Source organism: Thalassotalea ponticola (genome assembly GCF_041379045.1).
In the GTDB taxonomy this organism is placed as follows: domain Bacteria; phylum Pseudomonadota; class Gammaproteobacteria; order Enterobacterales; family Alteromonadaceae; genus Thalassotalea_A; species Thalassotalea_A ponticola.
Genome location: NZ_CP166871.1, coordinates 2,337,823 through 2,352,842 on the forward strand (window position 1 = coordinate 2,337,823; position 15,020 = coordinate 2,352,842).

Below are 15,020 nucleotides of genomic sequence, written 5' to 3' on the forward strand. Positions count from 1 at the left end.
CGGTTCTTTAGTAGTAGTTACGCTGATAAACATTGTGTTAACAAGCTAATTTAGGTAGCTTAAGGTCTACAAAAAATGACCGTCGTAATCATACTAACGACACGCCACACAAGGTGGCACTAACATGATATGGGGAACATAAATGGCTGGATTTAATAAAGTCGTAAATTCTTACGAAGAAGCTATGGCTGGTTTGGAAGACGGGATGACCGTTATCGCTGGCGGTTTTGGCTTATGTGGTATTCCAGAAAATCTAATCAAACAAATCGTTAAACAACAAACCAAGGACCTCACCGTGGTATCAAATAACTGTGGCGTTGATGACTTTGGCCTAGGTTTACTGTTACCGAACCGACAAATTAAAAAAATTATTGCCTCGTATGTTGGCGAAAATGCCGAATTTGAACGCCAAATGATGGCTGGCGAGTTAGATGTTGAATTAACACCACAAGGTACGCTTGCTGAAAAAATGCGCGCAGGTGGTGCCGGTATCCCTGCATTTTTTACCGCCACCGGTTTCGGTACACCAGTTGCCGAAGGTAAAGAAGAGCGTCAATTTAATGGCCGTGATTATATCCTTGAAGAATCTATCACAGGTGACTTTGCCATCGTCAAAGCGTGGAAAGCGGATACCTATGGCAATTTAGTGTATCGTCATACCGCACGCAACTTTAACCCAATGGCGGCAACCGCAGGCAAAATAACCGTGGTTGAAGTAGAAGAAATCGTTGAGGCAGGAGAGCTTGATCCAAACGAAATTCACACCCCAGGTATTTACGTTAACCGCTTAATCAAAGGTAACTTTGAGAAGCGCATTGAACAACGTACTGTGCGTGCGAAATAAGGAGAACAAAAAATGGCTTTAACTCGTGAACAATTAGCAATGCGCGTGGCTCAAGAGCTACAAGATGGATATTACGTCAACTTAGGCATCGGTATTCCTACACTCGTCGCAAACTACGTACCTGAAGGTATGGAGGTGATGCTGCAGTCTGAAAACGGCTTGTTGGGTATGGGCCCTTTCCCAACTGAAGACGAGATTGATGCGGATTTGATCAACGCCGGCAAACAAACGGTAACCATGGCCAAAGGCGCCTCGCTGTTTGACAGTGCAGAATCCTTCGCCATGATCCGCGGTGGCCATGTTGACCTAACGGTACTTGGTGCGTTTGAAGTCGACGTTAACGGTAATATTGCTTCCTATATGATCCCCGGTAAATTAATAAAAGGCATGGGAGGGGCAATGGACTTAGTCGCCGGTGCCGACAACATTATTGTTACTATGACCCACGCCTCAAAGCACGGTGAGTCTAAATTACTACCGCAGTGTACCCTACCGTTAACCGGTAAAGGCTGTATCAAAAAAGTACTAACCGACTTGGCCTTTATTGAAATTAAAGACGGAAAGTTTCATTTACTAGAGCGCGCACCTGGCGTTAGCGTAGAAGAGATCGTTAACTTAACCGCCGGTGAGTTAGTGGTACCAGATAACGTTCCAGAGATGCGGTTTTAACCGTTACATAGCCTATAAGACTAAGCCTGATGTGCTTAGCTAAATTGCTAGATTGAAAAAGGATCTAAGTTATTAGATCCTTTTTATTCGATACATACCTGGTTCTGAAGTCGTTTACTTCAACATCCCCCAATCTAGCTTTGACTTTTTATATGATTTAAGTAAATTAGCACTCGCTATTGGCTGCCTTGTCGGGCTTTGAGTCAAGCAGCGCCATATCAGGCCATTAAACAGTCGGCTTGCGAACAGGGAAAATAAACACAGGGAATTTAGTATGAAAAATAGCTGTCCATATTGTGCTCATCAACTGAGCAGAAAAGAAATTTTCTCATCGTCTTTCATTACCTGCAAAGCCTGCGAAAACAAAAGCTACCCGGGAAGTTTTCTGCAATGGGTATCGATAGCCATACTGAACTTCGGTACGTTATTTTTATTACTGTTGGCAACGGTATCAATCGAAGATCAACTCATTAGAAACACTGTCGTCATTAGCGTTACTCTTGTAAGCTTTTGGATGAGTATTTTTATTATTGTTAGCCCGGTAAAGCTCAACACTGACAAGCCGATAGATTAACTAGACGGATATATCAATGAGTTGGGCGCTGGTGCTAATGATCAAACGGAACGTCTGGATACGCACTACAGCGAAGCCCGTGAATAAATTTTAGCGTTTTAAAAGCATCAAAATAGTTGTGTAATTGCTTAGTAAATTGGACTTCGGTTACTGAACTTTGACTTAACACAAAATCGCTTAGCCCAATGTCGCGCAATGTTTGAGCGGTGGTTGATGACAACTGACTGTACCAATTATCCAGTTGCTGACGATGGGAGTACAGATTGGTAAAGGCCGATAATACTAAACCGAGCTCGACAAATACCTTAGGGTGATAGTAATGATAATCTTGTCCCGTAGCCATCAATTCAATGATTTTGATGACCGCTGGCCCTGTACCAAACGGGACTCTATCAGATTTTCTGGCTTGTAGTTGAATCACCACTTCATCGGCAAAGTGATAATCTCCTAATTTTACCAGCTTGTTTACTAGATAAAAATCTTCTCCTGCGCTGCGTTTAGGAAACCCTCGGCATTGACAATATGCCAAACAATCAAACGCAAGAGTGCTGCCAATGGTAAAAAAAGCATATCGACTGCCTGCCTGTTGTAGTCCTTTAACGTAATAGCGCAGAGCCTGTTCGTAAAGCGAATTGGCGCGATGGACCAAGACATCATCACATTGATGTTTAAAGTCAAAGCCTAAGGCAACAACCGAATCAGAGGCTTGGGTTGCTGCTACGAAGTAATTCTCTGGCAGGGTTGCATCGGCATCGGTTGAATGAATAAAACGATTCTTGATAAGACCTTTTGCAATCATTTCCACCGCCAAATCACAACCAATTTTTCGCGCTAAGCCAACGCCCTGGTTATTTGCAATGGGGTCACTAAACCGATCAACCAATAAAATGGCACTGTGTGTGTCTGCCACCTCAATCAGACGAATAGAATCGTTGTGAAAAACCTCCTCCCCCAACATACTGCAGCTATCAAATAGCTCCCGTTGTGGTTTAGAACCGCTGACTGATTGAGGTTGGTTTACCACGACGACCATCAGGGTTCGTTGTTGGGCCAGTGCAGAGCGAAAAAAACGATGCACAAAATCATCGCTTTCTTTAAAGGCAGGGATGACAATTACGTGCTCAAAAGGCTGGATACTAGTGCCATCAAATGATGATAACAATGAAACTTCACGTTCAGCATAGCTGTGTAAGTATTTACTTATTACCTTTTGCCTATTAGTCACAACGCCTCCGCGACAGAAGTAGCACGCTGCCTATTAATGCAAGGCCGCTCGAAATGGCAGCTTCTCGCAAATTTCAGCTTCGGCAATAAGAATTTCTTCTAAGCGGCTGTAAACTTCGTCTTCAGGGAAGTACTCTAGTGCCAACTCAACAAATAAATTTTTGTGCTTTTCTTCTGATTTGGCGATGTCGTCGTAAAACTTCTTGTCGCGACCTTCAGGCAAGGCTTCAGCAATTAATGCGAAACGCTCGTGACCGCGCGCTTCAATAACACCGGCAACCAACAATCTATCTAGTAAAAACTCGTCACGCCCACGACGAAACAACGTGCGGATCTGATGAATGTACATATCTTTTTGATCATTCGCCTGAATCACGTTGCGCGCGGTCATCAACTTTAATACTTGTTTAAAGTGGATCAGCTCTTCTAAAGCCAAATCCGTCATTGCGCGCACTAATTTTTGTCGATCGGGATAATGAGATAACATCGACATTGCCATGCCTGACGCTTTTTTCTCTGCGGCGGCATGATCTTGTAAGAAGGCGTCAAAGTCTTTGAGCGCCACTTCAGCCCACTCTTTTGGCGTGTGATATTTTAATTCAAACATACTAATCTAATTACAACTTACGATACGCGTTATTTTACACGCAATTGAGGCAAGGTTATAGATTAAATCGATGATTCACCGTTCGACTCCCGTGGTGATAGGTTAGCCAAATAAAAAAGCCACCGAGCCGAAGCTCGATGCCTTTCCCATCCTATATAGGTTATTTCATGTCAAATCGATCGAGACGCATCACCTTAACCCAAGCTTTGACAAAGTCTTCAACAAACTTTTCATCGCCGTCATTGCTTGCGTAAACCTCAGCTACGGCTCTGAGCTCTGAGTTAGAGCCAAAGATCAAATCAACGGGTGTGGCTGTCCATTTTACTTTACCTGATTTGCGATCTTTGCCGACGTACAAGCCATCACTACCTCCTTTTTCCCAAAAAGTCGACATATCAAGTAAGTTAACAAAGAATGCATTATCAAGAGCCCCAGGTTCGTCCGTTAATACACCCAGATTGCTGCCATCTACGTTCGCACCCAGTACGCGCATACCGCCGATTAACACCGTCATTTCCGGAACGTTTAAGCCCAACAAATTAGCTTTATCAACCATCATTTCCACCGGACTCATATAACTGTCTTGGTGATAGTAATTGCGAAATGCATCCGCTTTCGGCTCTAAGTATGAGAACGATTCAACGTCGGTCAGCTCCTGACTGACATCAGCACGTCCCGCAGAAAACGGCACCTTAACACTCATACCCGCTTTTTTAGCCGCGTCTTCTATCGCTGCGGCACCAGCTAACACAATCACGTCAGCAAGCGATACTTGGGCATTTGACGATTTGTCGTTGAAGTCAGCTTGTACTTTGCTCAGCGCTTTAAGTACTTGCTTCAATTCGTCTGGGTTGTTGACGTCCCAGTTTATTTGCGGTTGCAAGCGAATACGCGCACCATTAGCACCACCGCGCATATCCGTAACCCGATGAGTAGAGGCGGATGCCCATGCAGTGCGAATAAGTGCGGCGTTATCAACGCCCGATTTCAAAATAGCCGACTTCAAACGAGAGATGTCGCCATCGCCCACTAGCGGGCTATCAAATTTTGGAACTGGGTCTTGCCAAAGCAATGTCTCACTGGGTACTTCGCTACCTACATAACGCGCACGAGGCCCCATATCGCGATGAGTTAGCTTAAACCATGCTTTAGCAAACGCCAACTCGTACTGGCTAGGGTCTTGCCGAAAGCGCTCGACAATTTTTCGAAACTCAGGATCTTTTTTCAATGCCAAGTCAGTGGTGAGCATCACCGGTGGGTTTCGCTTACCCTTCACATGAGCGTCAGGAACTAGGTCTTTTGCTGCCTCATCGTCTGGGATCCACTGAACCGCCCCCGCCGGACTTTTACTCTTAACCCAGGTAAAGTTCATCAAGTTATCTAAAAAGTTTGTTGACCACTGGGTAGGCGTGACGGTCCATGCACCTTCAAGACCACTGGTGATAGTATCTTCAGCGTTACCTTTACCACATGTGTTTTTCCAACCAAAACCTTGGTCTTCAATAGCTCCGGCCGCGGGCTCCTTGCCTACACAGTCTTTGGGACTTCGCGCGCCATGGGTCTTACCAAACGTGTGACCACCGGCAATTAAAGCGACAATCTCTTCATCATTCATCGCCATTCGGCCAAATGACATGCGAATATCTTGCGCGGCAAGCAGTGGGTCAGGGTTGCCATTTGGGCCTTCTGGATTGACGTAGATAAGCCCCATTTGAACGGCTGCCAATGGCCCTTTCAACTTGCCTTTGTCATCGCGGCGCTGGTCTTCTAAAAACGCTTCTTCAGGGCCCCAATAAACCAAATCTGGCTCCCAATCATCGGCGCGCCCTCCGGCAAAACCAAAGGTTTTAAAGCCCATCGATTCGAGCGATACATTACCGGCTAAAATCATTAAGTCCGCCCAAGAAAGCTTGCGACCGTATTTTTGCTTAACCGGCCAAAGTAAACGTCGCGCTTTATCGAGGTTTGCGTTATCAGGCCAGCTATTTAGCGGGTCGAAGCGCTGTTGCCCACCAGCGGCTCCACCGCGACCATCGTGAACGCGATAAACACCCGCGCTGTGCCACGCCATGCGGATCATAAAGGGACCGTAATGTCCCCAATCGGCCGGCCACCAATCTTGCGACGTTTTTAACACTTTTTCGATGTCTTTTTTTACCGCACTCAAGTCTAATGTTGCAAACTCTTTGGCGTAATCAAAGTCTGCGCCGTAAGGGTTTGATGCTGGGTCGTGCTGTCGCAATGGGCTCAGGTTGAGTTGTTCTGGCCACCAAAATTTATTGTCTTTTGCTTTTGTTATGGCGAGTGCTTGATTCGACGCCACTGACGTAAACAGCATCACGGCACACGCGGTAATCGCCAACGGAAACTGTCTCAATACCATTTGTTCTCTCCTAGCTGAAATAGAGTCTTGCGTATTGAGTATAGAAAACCTGTTATTTTTTTGTAAAATTAAATTAATTAATTGTCTTAATTGATAAATTTAATTATCACTGCACCGCTACGGGTAGCTAACGTATAGAGCAAATTTGCGACCAATAGACGGCAAATCGACAAGAATGAAAGTAGAAAATACAGATGATGACATTATATATTACCGGCGCAGGCGTAAGTGCCGAATCCGGTATTCCCACCTTCCGCGGTGAAGACGGTTTCTGGACCATTGGCAGTGTCAATTACACCCCGATGGAAATGGCCACCCGTGCCATGTATGAACACAATCCTGTTGAATTTCTAAAATGGTATTACCACCGTTTTGCCAGTTACCGACATCACGGACCTAATGTCGTTCATCATTGGCTACGTGATAAAAATTTAATCACCCAAAACATCGATGGTTTAGATGCTAAGGCGGGTAATAAAGATTATATTGCTATTCACGGACGCCTTGATCAAATGACCTTATACCATCCCCAAGACCAGCATGTTGAAACGCTACCCACGCCTTGGGATGAGGTTGACGAGCAGCACTTGACGGAATCGCTATTAGATATCTTTCGCATTAATAAAACGAGTCAGCAGCCCGAACTAAACTTTTCCTATAAGCCTTATGTGCTGTTGTTTGACGAGTACTATACCGAGTTGTACCGTATAAGCGAGGCGGAACAACGGATGTACAACGCCGATAAAATGATATTTATGGGCACCTCGTTTAGCGTCAATATTACGCAAATGGCGTTGCGCGCGGCAATCAGTAAGCAAATAAACATTGAAATTGTCGACCCAAATCCGATCAAAATTGACTACGCCAAGGTCACTTACCACCGTATGAAAGCAAGTGACTACATTCAGTTGTAATCGCGGTTACAGATACTACGTTTTTCGGTTAAATCGACTTGTCTTAGCTTGGTGGCAGTGTTCGCACAGGGTCTCGAGGTTAGACAGCTCAAGTTCCAGCTCTGGGTATTTGGCTCGTTCTTTTATGTGGTTGACTTCGAGCTTGCTTTCGCTGGCACTTGCACCGCATAACTTACAACGCGATTTATCTCGCTCTAACGCTTGCACGCGAAGCTCTTTCCACTGAGGCGTTAAATAAAAATTAGGCGTGTTATTTTGTTCACTATACGGTACGTCTTCAGCTCTGCTAAACGTTGTTGGGCCGTTATTGATTGAATACAATATGGCCTGTTTACTTACCGTCTTTGCGTGTTTAACCAACCATTTGTAAATATGGGTATGCGCTCGTTTATCATCAACGTATTGTTTACGCTGCGTTTTACCGTTTAAAATATAGGTTACCTGAGTCATCGCTAACGCAGTCCTAACGACACATCTTCAATGATAAAGTTACCTGTAAAAATCGGATCTGGTCGTCCAAAAGAGTCGATTTCAAAGAAATCTTGCTCATCTTCGCTAAGCCCAGTAAAGCCATTAATAACGGCATAAACCCAGACTTCTTGATCAAATTCAAGACCGTGCTGATGGTGGTACTCAAGTGCCGAGATGGGCGCTGCACAATCAATAATATGGACAAAGTATTGCTCAACCGATTGCTTTAAACCATCGTCTTCAAGATCAATCCCCTCAATATCGGTAACCTCAAAATTTTGCGCTTGCCGTTGCTGCTGATTCTCACTGCGACTGTGACGCACTTGTTTGATACGATTAACAATATCAGTAAAAGCGTGTTCGTGTTCAATGTTATTCACATCAACGCTCGCGGGTTGCATAATGACCTTCGCCTGATTGAACAGTTCGGGAATATTATGCAATGCGCCGTAATCGTTAAGCCGATAATCAGGCTTTTGTTGATGGTGTAAGACAAAGCCCTTTAACAATTGTGATCGGTGTAGGTACTGTCTAAATTTACCCAGTAAATCAATAAGTTTTGCTTGTGCAACACTCAACTCTTGCCCTATTTCGGTGTGGCTTTTTTGCAATTGCACGACCAACAAACGACGCAGCTCTCGATTCGATCCCGCCAAATCGGCTAGTTCGTTAAACTGAAACATTTCTAGTTGCTGGCGCATTTGTGTCAATTGGCTTTGCGCTAATTCATTTTCGCGAATCTTAGCGTTAATCGAAGCCACGTAACCAAATTCATTGTGAATACGTCGCCACAAACTTCTCACATTGGACTTTAAACTATCGACTAAGGTGTATACTTGCTCGGCTAAATCTTCTAAAAACACTTCCGCTTCACTGTGCGCATGACGATGCAGTGCTTCTTTATAGTGCTTAGTGACGGTCTTAATGGTTGCCAACTTTGAGCCCACATTGGCATCAAGTTGACGATTTCGCTCGTCTTTTAAGCTATTTTCTAACAGGGCGCGCATTGAACTGCGCAAGCGCAGATCTTCTCCCGGCTCGGGTCGCCAAAGCACTCCCAGATCCATCAACTTCTCTAACGCAGCAATGTCAAAATCAAGCTCGCTTACTCGACCAGATACATACCCTTGCATAATGATATCGGCATGCTTGGCCAAGGCTTTTAACAGTTTTACGCCACTGGTAGTTAACTGTGAGCTCACAGTAAGTCTCCCTGCTCGATTGCCATTTCAGCCTGTTGCTCTAGACCTAAATTTTCAGCCTCATCAATAAAGCGAATGACATCAAATACATAATCTACTTTACCTGTGACCAAGTAGATTTGAGTATCCGGGTTAGGGCGCAGCAAATAGCCTAAGTCGACTAAACGCTTGAATATTTGTTTTAGCTGGCCATCAATGGCACTACTCATTGAGTTGAACAAACCATATCGGGCAATTTTCGCTAATTGCTCTGCAAACGCAGGCGTATCCTCTATAACCGTTTGCAGTTCATTTAAGCGGATCACTTTGCCTTCCGATAGCGGTGCATTGTCGCCCCTCGCCTCTTGTACAAGCACTAACCACTCAACCAAGGGAAGTAACGAGCCTGCCGTCTCTCTAAATTGGCTGGCAACGTGTTTGCGCTCTTGCTCACCAATGGCCTGATAGGCGCAAAATATCACACTGCCTTCATTAGCTGTGGCGATTGTCCGGTTCATCGTATTTAACGTGCGTTCGAGTTCCTCACAATGTTCACTATTTTGCAGATATTGAAACGCTAATTCGTTACTGGTTTTACAAATAAAGCCACCGCTGAGCAGTGTTTCCATTATTTGTCCTTGTAAACTGATCACAGTGCTACCTCCTGCGCTCGGCGCTGCTTAAGCTTTTCGGCAATAGGGTTTACTTTCGGTTGTACCATGCGCAACTTTTGTGTTGTTGCATTCTTGTCAATTAAGTAGCGATTTTTAAAGAAGTGCAGCACATCAGACTCAGGGTTCGGAAAGGCTCCGAGCACACTGATATTATTGGCTGCACAAGCATCAAATATTTTCTTCACATTCTTATTTGCCAATGTACCGATTTCATCTATTGGCCAATGAATCACGGCCTTTGAATCACCTCGGAGCAGACGAGTGAAAGCCAATAAGAACTTACACAAGATAAGGTAAGCCATACCGTGACTCGACGATTCATTTAGTTGTCGATCAGTACGGATAACGAGATTTGAATTGCCTTCTTTTAAATGCAGTTCGATATCAAGTAATTGACCAACACCGCCAGTCATTGTCGCACGTCCGAGCACATCCAATACTTCTCGAATAGTTAACATATAGTCTTCATCAGGCAAAACTGCGGACTCGTCAGCTAGCCACTGCTGATGTAACTTATTAAATTTTTGCAGCGTAGGCCAAAAGTCAAACTCACTGATCCGAGAACGAATTTTTACGCTCGACTCACTGACACCATCTAAAAACAATTCTTGATCGACTTGTTTTGATATGCGTCGCGATTGCGCCGCGATACGTTTATCTATGTCGGCGAGAATATTGTAATATTGAGTTAAATCATTACCAAAGTTTAAACCGTTATTGCGCACACCTTCCAAGTGCTGAGGAACCATAACGGTTAATAGCAGATCGAGCTCTTTAACCATTTTACGACAGTCTAAGACCATAATGCCTTGACCGTTCTCGATCTGGCATTCACTGCGTGCCCGCTCCCATGTTTCGGTTAAACTAATACCGGATTTTTGACCAATCGCATTGTCAAAATAGTGAACGTAATCATCAATCTGCTGCAACGCTTGACGATGTTGGCTGAATAATTCACTCGCTTCACTAACCCGCGAGGCAACGGTTCCCGACTCTTGCTGAGCGGCGATGGTTGGCAACTTAACAAGAGCATACTGCTGTTTTATTTGATTGATCTGTTTTACTAACTCATTTTGCTCGCTCAATGCTTTGTCGAGTTGTTGCAATTGTTCTTGGTATTGTTGCTTTTGCTGCCGATAGTTACTTTGCTGATTCGCAAGTTGGCGTTCACTGTTAGCCTTGTTATCTTTTGCTTTTGCCAGTTGTTGTAAGTATTGCGCTTTTTGTTTGCTGAACACTAAATCATACCAGCGCAGGTACTCAGCAACACTATCGCGGTGCTTATTGGTCACCTCGATTTGTTCCGACAATTCGGTAATTTGCTGTTTCAATAGCGCGATTTGTTCAACGTCAACCTCTCGATTGGCCAATTCATCTTGGTACCACTTTTTAGCCGCTTTCACACCTAACTTATATTGTTGTTTTGCATCATCAATTTGCCCATTGGCATTATCGAGCTTTTGCTGAATATCATTGATAATTTGTTGCCAATGCAGCTCGTGCTCCATCTTCTCATCGTGACACGCATCTTTGTGCTCATCTATCGCTTGTGCTTTATTGAGCGTCAGTTTATCAATTTTACTTTGCTCGTTGACAAGCTCTTTTTGACGCTTTTGTTTGCGTTCCAATAACGCTTGCTTTTGCTCGGCGCGCAATTGTGTTTTTTCTTCCTGGACTCGCAGACGCGCTTGCTGTTTAAATTGACATTTGGATGTTAACGCTGTGCAGTCGTTTTGAGCATTGTTAACTTGACTATTCAATTCCTCTAACTGCTTAGATAACTGTTGCTTTTCGTTAATTACCTGGGTCAACTGCTGTTGTGCCAGTTGCAGTTGTTGTTCGAGCTCTGCCTGTGATTGCAATAGTTCACTTTCTTCAATCACGCTCGTATCAACGCATACGCCAAACAAGGTATTTTGGGTTTGATGATCATCGCTTAATACCGGCGACAAATCGCTGCGATTGAGTAAACTTGGATCGATAAGCTTACCCAGGTTATCTTGCCAACCTTGGCATTCGTTGCGCAAAAACTGTAACAGTGTGCGTTCACCTGGGTTTAACCACGAGTCGACTTCATCAACTTTTGCTTGCGCTTGCTTTACTTTGAGAGACGCTTTTTGCAATTGTTCATGAACAGCGATTTGTTGATACTTCAATTGCTGAGTCTGCTCTTGTTTCTTTGTCAGTTGCTCGCGTAGCACATCTTCTTCGCGCTGTGCTTCTTCAATACGCGCTTCAAGTTGCGCCATCGCTTGCTGCTCTTGTGTAGTTGGACCACTAAGTTCTATTTCAGTGGTGAGTTTTTGCAACGCCATGTTTGCCTGTTGCAGTTGAGCGTCAAAGTCACTAACGATGCGTTGATACTTGTTGTCTTGCTGCAACTTTAACTGATGTAAGGCATCATTTTCTAACCTTTGTTGGCCTTGCAGTTCTGCTGTAATCGTATCCTTAAGTTGGGACAACTGAGCAATACTTTTGCTTTGTTTTTTCTCAAGTTCGGCTTGTCGTTTGTGGTAAGCCGCTTCAATATCTTGATGCTCTGCTGTCAACAAGGCGTGCTGTTCACTAGCCGACTGAAGCTGTGATTGCCATGATGGGATCCGATCAATATTTAATTTGTGCTGTTCAATATTGCGATCTTGCCAACCATTAAAATCATCTTCGATTTTATCAAGGTGTTGCTCGGCGCTAGAGACATCCGCCTTAGCGACAGATATATCTCGATTTAACTGATCTCGAGTAGCGTCAAACTCAGCATTGAGTGCAGTCAATTTTTCTTTGTACAATTGCTGATCACTTTGTGCTTTAACAATTGCCTCGGCCAAAATCGAGTAATCATTACTCAATTGATGCTGTAACTGTGCCAAGCGTTGCTCGCTGTGTTCAACCCCAGCATTAACTTGTTTCAACTTGTCATATTGTGGCATCAACTCGTCAAATTGGCGGATCAGAGAGCACTCCTTACGCCAATCTTCTACTTGCGACTTGGAAATTTTACTACTCGGAGTTTGAACGCCATCTTCTTCTAAGATTGCAGCGATCATCGCCTTGATGGTTTCCATTTTACCTTCTTTCGAATGAACCGCTTTAATCAGCTTTTCAATATGGCGTAATTTAGCATTGTGCTCACATAGGCTAAACAAACGCGCCGCATTGACCAAGTCGCGTTTATGACTGCTGTTATTCATCATCGCACGGTCATTTTGAATCACAGCCTTAAACTCTTTGGTATTTAATGCCTTGGTAACTGCCACACCTTCGCGTTTACAGGCTTTTACCACTTCACTCACACCAATAGAGCGCTTGCCAGAAAGATCGTCACCAATAAAGTCATTAACGTTGAAAGGCTTTTCGATAAAACGATATTGAACGCCAGTTGCAGAGGACGTCAACACCGCCATACACACCTGTTGATCAATTCGTTGATACTCATAAATTATGTAACTAGACTCGCGTGGCAAATACCACTTTTGAAAGTTATCGCGTGTGGCGGGAACTACCTTGTTGGGTGATTCACCAAAAAACACCGGTACGAGACGTTGCAATGTGGTCTTACCGGAGGCATTGGTGCCACAAATATTGGTATGTCCGCTGAGTTTAAGTTCTACCAGCCCTGGAAGGTGAGTGTCGATCAAAATGATCCGTTGTAAGCCTGACATAATTCGATTAGCCTAATTTCTACAATTGCCTTATCTTAAAAGCGGTAGCCAGCCTTGTAAACCGAAACATCCAGCTAATTGCTTCGCTTGTAGCGTTTGTCGGAAGATGTCAGTAAGATTGTATAAAAGCTGGTCATTCAAACGACTCTATCATTAGCCACTATTGAGTGAGCGTTAATTTAACAGCTAGGGAAATGCCATCGATGCAATGCTAATGAAAATAGAGTTACGACTAATTAACAGCATAAAGTGAAGTAATGTTCAGACATCGACAAGGCGATGATCTCAGCTGACGTTTCAACCATATATCTTAGCGTTTGCATCGATATGTCAACGACTCAACACTTTACGCTAGGGCACAACACTACGGGAAATTTATGCACCATTATCAGCTCTACATATTCGATTGGGATGGCACATTGATGAACTCTATCAATAAAATTGTTGCGTCATTACAACACGCAGCCGAGTGCGCTGAATTACCCATACCGTCTCAGAGTGACTGTAAGAAAATTATTGGTGCAGGAATGTCACAAGCGGCAATGACGTTATTTCCCAAAGCAACGGTGGATCAGTTAATGGAACTTGAACAGGCTTACCGTCGTCACTTTGTATTTGAGAATCGCGTTGCATCGCCTCTTTATCCAGGATGCCTGGATTTAATCAACAATCTACAGCGGTCTAATAAACAGTTAGCGATTGCAACCAGCAAAGGTCGCATCGGCTTAGATAACTGCCTTCGCAGTTATAACTTAGATGGTGTATTTGATTGTTTGCGCACGGCGGATGATGCCAAGCCCAAACCTCACCCTGACATGCTAGAGCAAATTCTCAGCGCCATGAATATGAATAGGAAAGATGCGCTATATATCGGCGATAGTCGCTACGATATTGAAATGGCTAATAATGCGAGCATCGATAGCATAGCTATTACCCACGGTGCGGGAGAAGTTGAAGATTTAATACAAAGTAGGCCTACAAAATTGGTCAACTCGATAGATGAATTGGCTAGGCAGATATTAATCTCTAACAATCAGTAAAACGAGGCTTGAGTCAAATCAACTGGCTAATTAACGCTTTTAAATAACCAATCTAATGCAACTTGAATTTGGTTAGTATTCGCGTTAATTGGTCACAGTCGCTCTCCGTTTCTTGTTGATTGTTGATTGTTGATTGGTCGAAACTATCAACTAAACTAAGGGAAACTTTTATTTGCCCAATCGGACACACTTCTGTGGGACGGTATGTATGGGTATGATAAATACCTGTAAATAGAAGGGATACAGCTGATTACAAAAAGCAAAAAACCCGTCACAAGGACGGGTTTTTATTAATAGGAACCTAGCGATGACCTACTCTCACATGGGAACTCCCACACTACCATCGGCGCTACTTCGTTTCACTTCTGAGTTCGGCATGGGTTCAGGTGGTTCCAAAGTGCTATTGTCGCTAGATAAAAAACGTCTAGATTTTTAAACTCTAAGTTAATATTACTAGTTAAAGTAATATTAACTTAAAGTTCAGAGTAAAAAGCCCGTCTCAATCAACGGGCTTTTTTCAATTAGGAGCCTGGCGATGACCTACTCTCACATGGGAACTCCCACACTACCATCGGCGCTACTTCGTTTCACTTCTGAGTTCGGCATGGGTTCAGGTGGTTCCAAAGTGCTATTGTCGCCAGACAAAAAACTTTTATACATGGATGTATTTATGTCGCGATGCCATGGATGGCTTGGAGCGACGTCTCCACGTAATTAATAATCTGGAAAGCGATATTTACTCAATTCTTAATCATGCGTGATGATTATCAGACCATACGA

12 protein-coding genes and 2 rRNA genes are annotated in these 15,020 nt (G+C 43.9%); 5 read left to right on the forward strand and 9 right to left on the reverse strand.

Annotated elements, in window-relative coordinates:
* Positions 1-142 precede the first annotated feature (142 nt).
* The 3 genes from ACAY30_RS10140 (at position 143) to ACAY30_RS10150 (ending at position 2,087) form a co-directional block, all read left to right on the forward strand.
* Positions 143-844: a CoA transferase subunit A gene (locus tag ACAY30_RS10140; RefSeq protein WP_290251435.1), complete on the forward strand. Its 702-nt coding sequence runs from the start codon at positions 143-145 to the stop codon at positions 842-844.
* Between the two features lie 12 nt (positions 845-856).
* Positions 857-1,513, forward strand: a complete 657-nt coding sequence (locus ACAY30_RS10145) for a 3-oxoacid CoA-transferase subunit B (protein WP_290251436.1) — start codon at positions 857-859, stop codon at positions 1,511-1,513.
* A 274-nt stretch (positions 1,514-1,787) separates the two neighbouring features.
* A complete protein-coding gene (locus tag ACAY30_RS10150) occupies positions 1,788-2,087 on the forward strand; it encodes a hypothetical protein (RefSeq protein WP_290251437.1) in 300 nt (99 codons plus the stop codon).
* 34 nt (positions 2,088-2,121) lie between these two features.
* Here ACAY30_RS10150 and ACAY30_RS10155 read toward each other — a convergent pair whose 3' ends face one another.
* The 3 genes from ACAY30_RS10155 to katG form a co-directional block, all read right to left on the reverse strand.
* Complete coding sequence (locus ACAY30_RS10155) at positions 2,122-3,312, reverse strand: hypothetical protein (protein WP_290251438.1); 1,191 nt, start codon at positions 3,310-3,312, stop codon at positions 2,122-2,124.
* 33 nt (positions 3,313-3,345) lie between these two features.
* Entirely contained in the window at positions 3,346-3,918 is a 573-nt protein-coding gene (locus ACAY30_RS10160) for a tRNA-(ms[2]io[6]A)-hydroxylase (RefSeq protein WP_290251439.1), read from the reverse strand.
* A 160-nt stretch (positions 3,919-4,078) separates the two neighbouring features.
* Positions 4,079-6,256, reverse strand: a complete 2,178-nt coding sequence (gene katG, locus ACAY30_RS10165) for a catalase/peroxidase HPI (RefSeq protein WP_290251445.1) — start codon at positions 6,254-6,256, stop codon at positions 4,079-4,081.
* 239 nt (positions 6,257-6,495) lie between these two features.
* Here katG and ACAY30_RS10170 point away from each other — a divergent pair, with 239 nt between their 5' ends.
* Positions 6,496-7,215, forward strand: coding sequence for a Sir2 family NAD-dependent protein deacetylase (locus ACAY30_RS10170; RefSeq protein WP_290251440.1), 720 nt, complete (start codon positions 6,496-6,498; stop codon positions 7,213-7,215).
* A gap of 15 nt (positions 7,216-7,230) precedes the next feature.
* Here the strand turns inward: ACAY30_RS10170 and ACAY30_RS10175 are convergent, their stop codons facing one another.
* The 4 genes from ACAY30_RS10175 to ACAY30_RS10190 are packed head-to-tail and all read right to left on the reverse strand — an operon-like array spanning position 7,231 to position 13,200.
* Positions 7,231-7,665: an HNH endonuclease gene (locus ACAY30_RS10175; protein ID WP_290251441.1), complete on the reverse strand. Its 435-nt coding sequence runs from the start codon at positions 7,663-7,665 to the stop codon at positions 7,231-7,233.
* Positions 7,666-7,667: 2 nt separating this feature from the next.
* Entirely contained in the window at positions 7,668-8,888 is a 1,221-nt protein-coding gene (locus ACAY30_RS10180; protein WP_290251442.1) for a phosphoenolpyruvate carboxylase, read from the reverse strand.
* Complete coding sequence (locus ACAY30_RS10185) at positions 8,885-9,496, reverse strand: hypothetical protein (protein WP_290251446.1); 612 nt, start codon at positions 9,494-9,496, stop codon at positions 8,885-8,887. Before ACAY30_RS10185 ends, ACAY30_RS10180 begins: the two co-directional genes overlap by 4 nt.
* A gap of 20 nt (positions 9,497-9,516) precedes the next feature.
* A complete protein-coding gene (locus ACAY30_RS10190) occupies positions 9,517-13,200 on the reverse strand; it encodes an ATP-binding protein (protein ID WP_290251443.1) in 3,684 nt (1,227 codons plus the stop codon).
* A 377-nt stretch (positions 13,201-13,577) separates the two neighbouring features.
* Here ACAY30_RS10190 and ACAY30_RS10195 point away from each other — a divergent pair, with 377 nt between their 5' ends.
* Positions 13,578-14,240, forward strand: a complete 663-nt coding sequence (locus tag ACAY30_RS10195) for an HAD family hydrolase (protein WP_290251444.1) — start codon at positions 13,578-13,580, stop codon at positions 14,238-14,240.
* 299 nt (positions 14,241-14,539) lie between these two features.
* Here the strand turns inward: ACAY30_RS10195 and rrf (ACAY30_RS10200) are convergent.
* Positions 14,540-14,654: ribosomal RNA gene (gene rrf, locus ACAY30_RS10200) — 5S ribosomal RNA — on the reverse strand.
* Between the two features lie 113 nt (positions 14,655-14,767).
* A 5S ribosomal RNA gene (gene rrf, locus ACAY30_RS10205) occupies positions 14,768-14,882 on the reverse strand.
* Positions 14,883-15,020: the final 138 nt, after the last annotated feature.